The organism is Geodermatophilus sp. SYSU D00708 (assembly GCF_054050115.1).
The window spans coordinates 1-3,464 of sequence record NZ_JBJGYS010000061.1 but is presented as its reverse complement, the minus strand read 5'-3'; the positions used below and the strand labels follow the sequence as shown (position 1 = coordinate 3,464).

The 3,464-nt window shown below is 73.0% G+C and carries 3 protein-coding genes; 2 read left to right on the top strand and 1 reads right to left on the bottom strand.

The genetic code is table 11. The annotated features are described in order from the left end of the window. Window positions 1-116 precede the first annotated feature (116 nt). Window positions 117-857: an alpha/beta fold hydrolase gene (locus ACI79D_RS24855; protein WP_456921211.1), complete on the bottom strand. Its 741-nt coding sequence runs from the start codon at window positions 855-857 to the stop codon at window positions 117-119. A gap of 331 nt (window positions 858-1,188) precedes the next feature. Here ACI79D_RS24855 and ACI79D_RS24850 point away from each other — a divergent pair, with 331 nt between their 5' ends. Further along, window positions 1,189-1,788, top strand: coding sequence for a TetR/AcrR family transcriptional regulator (locus ACI79D_RS24850; RefSeq protein WP_456921210.1), 600 nt, complete (start codon window positions 1,189-1,191; stop codon window positions 1,786-1,788). Window positions 1,789-2,037: 249 nt separating this feature from the next. Beyond that, window positions 2,038-3,282 carry an epoxide hydrolase family protein gene (locus ACI79D_RS24845; protein WP_456921209.1) on the top strand — a complete coding sequence of 415 codons (1,245 nt, stop codon included), beginning with the start codon at window positions 2,038-2,040 and terminating at the stop codon, window positions 3,280-3,282. The last annotated feature ends 182 nt before the right edge of the window (window positions 3,283-3,464 follow it).

Here is a 3,464-nt window from a genome sequence, read left to right as displayed (position 1 = left end):
ACAGGGTGTCACCGGCGAGCCGGGGCCAGTCGGGGCCCCCGGGCCCAGAGCCGCTATGAGAGCGGCCGCGGCCGACGTGACGGGAACCGGACACGACGGCCGCGGCCGGGGTGCGTCTAGGCCGAGACGGCCTCGAGCGCCTGCTGGATCACCTCGGTGACGGCCTTCGGCTGAGAGATCATGATCACGTGCGAGCCCTCCGCCTCGACCACGGTGGCGCCGGCTCGCTGGGCCATGGCCCGGAGGACGTCGGTCCCGGCCGCCTTGTCGCCGGTGGGGATGACGGCCCAGGACGGCAGGCTCCTCCACGCCGGCGCTGCGGTCGGCTCGCCGAAGCCGAGCGACGAGATGGGTCGCTGGGTCGCCGCCATGACGCGCGCCTGTTGCTCCGGGACGTCGGCGGCGAAGGCGTCGTGGAACTTCGCCGGGTCGATCGCGAACTCGATCCCGGTGTCCGCCTCACCCACCGGGTAGCGGAGTTCGAGCAGCGCCGTGTTCAGGACGCTGTCCTTGGAGTCGGTCTCGATGTCCAACAGCGTCTCGCCCGCGTCGGGCGCGAAGCCGGCCACGTAGACCAACCCGACGACGTTGCCCGCCCGCAGCGCCGCGTTGGTGATGACGGCTCCGCCGTAGGAGTGCCCCACGGCCAGCACGGGTCCCGCGATCTGCGACAGGGCGCTGGCCACGTAGGCGGCGTCGTGGGAGATGCCGCGCAGTGGGTTCGAGACGGCCTGCACCGGCACATCGGCGGCGAGCAGTTGTGCGACGACGTCGTTCCAGCCGGCGCTGTCGGCGAAGGCGCCGTGGACGAGTGCGACGGTCGGCCGGGAGCGGCCTGTGGGGGTTCTCTCGGTCATGGTGATCTCCTTGCGGACTGCTCGGCGGAGCCCACGTGCCCCCGGACGTCGGGGGACGGCGTGGCGGGTGACCCGGGACGTTGCTCCCGCGGTCGGGCGGTCGCATCGGTCAAGTGGCCCTGTGGTCGACCCCTCGGGGACCAGGCGGGGCCGCGCGGTCGGGCTCACACGGGGCGCGTGGGACTCCCGGATCGCGGAGGCCCGCAGGCACACTCCTCGCGGAGGAACGCGCACGTCAGGAGGGCAACGGGGGATTCGTCGAGCTGCTGGAGTGACAGACTCCTCTCTCGGTCCATGATCGACACGACCGCGGGGACAGGAGGGAGGCGGCATGGCTCGGACGAGCCCGTACGCCGGCTCCTGGGAGCAGCGCCGTGCCCGTATGGAGCAGACGGCGCTGGAGCTCTTCCGGACGAGGGGCTTCGACAACGTCACCGTCGAGGACGTCTGCGCCGAGGCCGGTGTGGCCCCTGCGACCTTCTACCGGCACTTCGGGACCAAGGAGGACGTCGTCTTCGCCTACCAGGACGACTTCTCCGCGGCACTGCGAACGGCGCTCAGCGCTGCCGCGCACCTGCCGGAGTCCGCCCGCCTGCCCGTCATCCTCTGCCAGTTCGCGGCCTTCCTGGAGTCGCAGCAGGACCTGCTCGCGCTGCGGGACCAGATCGTTCTCGGACACGCCCGGCTGATGCAACGGACACTGATGGCGCAACGTGACCTCGAGGGCGTCCTCGCCGCCGGTCTCGCGCAGCTCCGCGACTTGACGGTCCCTGACGCGGCGGCCCTGCTCGAGGCCGGCGCCGGCATCGTGGTGCTCCGCGTCGCTGTCCGTTCTTGGCGCACGGAGGGCGGCTCGCTGCTCACGGCCACGCAGCAGACGCTGGTCGCACTCCGGGAGATGGTCGGCGGCCTCACCATCGGCGACGACTGACCTCTCGGCAGCGACGACCTCCGCGTGGAGGTCGGTGCGCACGATCCGCGTTCGCGGAACGCGGGATGGACGGATGACTCATGCTGCGACGCTGCGGATGGGGGGAGCCTCACTCCCGTCACACGCCCACCCGCAAGGCGGCCGTCGTCCCGGCAGCGCTGATCACGTCGTCCCGCTGGTACGCCGTTCGCTCGTCTCGCCGGTCCACGACGACCCCTTGCGCCTGCAGGACAGAGGAGCAGAGCAGCGATGACGGCGGTCGCACGACAAACCGGCAGTGCCATCCGACCCTTCAGCGTGGCCGTGTCCGAAGAGGATCTCGTCGACCTGCGCCGGCGCCTCGCGGCAACCCGCTGGCCCGACAAGGAGACCGTCTCCGACCGGTCGCAGGGTGCGAAGTTGGACGACCTGCAGGAGCTGGTCCGCTACTGGGCCACGGAGTACGACTGGCGCAAGGGCGAGGCCCAGCTGAACGCCTGGCCGCAGTTCATGACGACCATCGACGGGGTCGACGTCCACTTCTTCCACGTCCGTGCCCGGCACGAGAACGCGCTGCCGCTGATCATCGTCCACGGGTGGCCGGGGTCGGTCTTCGAGCAGGTCAAGGTCATCGGTCCGCTCACCGACCCGACGGCGTTCGGCGGCTCGGCGGAGGACGCCTTCGACGTCGTCATCCCCTCCCTGCCCGGCTACGGCTTCTCGTCACGACCGACCGAGACCGGGTGGGACGTGGAACGCATCGCGCGGGCGTTCGACGTGCTCATGCAGCGGCTGGGGTACGAGCGCTACGCCGCGCAGGGCGGCGACTGGGGCGCGGGCGTCGTCGAGGCGATGGCACGGCAGGCGCCTGAGGGGCTGCTCGCCATCCACACCAACCTGCCGGCCGTGTTCCCGCCCGACGCGGCCGCGGCGATCACCAGCGGCGAGCCCGCACCGGGAGGACTCTCCGAGACGGAACAGGCAGCGTTCGACGACGTGCGGACATTCCTCCAGAACGGGGGCTGGGGCTACTACCAGATGATGACCGCGCGACCGCAGGCAGTCGGCTACGCCCTGACGGATTCCCCCGCCGGGCTCGCCGGGTGGATGCTCGTGCACGGCGGGTTCGGGAAGTGGACGTACGGCAGGGACCCCGCGCAGTCGCCGACGGTGGACGAGGTCCTGGACAACTTCTCGCTGCACTGGCTGACGAACACGGCGGCCTCCGGCGCCAGGCTCTACTGGGAGAACCGCGCCCAGAGCCTGATCAGCGCGGCGGCGCAGCAGACCGACGGGATCCGGCTCCCCGTGGCCATCACGGTGTTCCCGGACGACGACCTCTTCCGTGCCCCCGAGACATGGGCCCGGCGCGCCTTCCCCAGCCTCGTCTACTTCCACGAGGCCGAGGCCGGCGGCCACTTCCCGGCATGGGAGGTGCCCGACGTCTTCGCGGCCGAGGTCCGTGGCGCGTTCCGGTCCCTGCGCGGGCCCCGGGTCCCTCAACCGCGTCGCTGATCCCGCGGAGAGGGGGGGGGGGGGGGGGGGGGGGGGGGGGGGGGGGGGGGGGGGGGGGGGGGGGGGGGGGGGCCGGCGGGGGGGGGGGGGGGGGGGGGGGGGGGGGGGGGGGGGGGGGGGGGGGGGGGGGGGGGGGGGGGGGGGGGGGGGGGGGGGGCGGGGGGGGGGGGGGGGGGGGGGGG

Excerpts from the sequence above, each read along its gene's own strand:
- ACI79D_RS24845 (WP_456921209.1), top strand. The coding sequence starts at position 2,038 with ATGACGGCGGTCGCACGACAAACCGGCAGTGCCATCCGACCCTTCAGC.
- ACI79D_RS24850 (WP_456921210.1), top strand. The coding sequence starts at position 1,189 with ATGGCTCGGACGAGCCCGTACGCCGGCTCCTGGGAGCAGCGCCGTGCC.
- ACI79D_RS24855 (WP_456921211.1), bottom strand. The coding sequence starts at position 857 with ATGACCGAGAGAACCCCCACAGGCCGCTCCCGGCCGACCGTCGCACTC.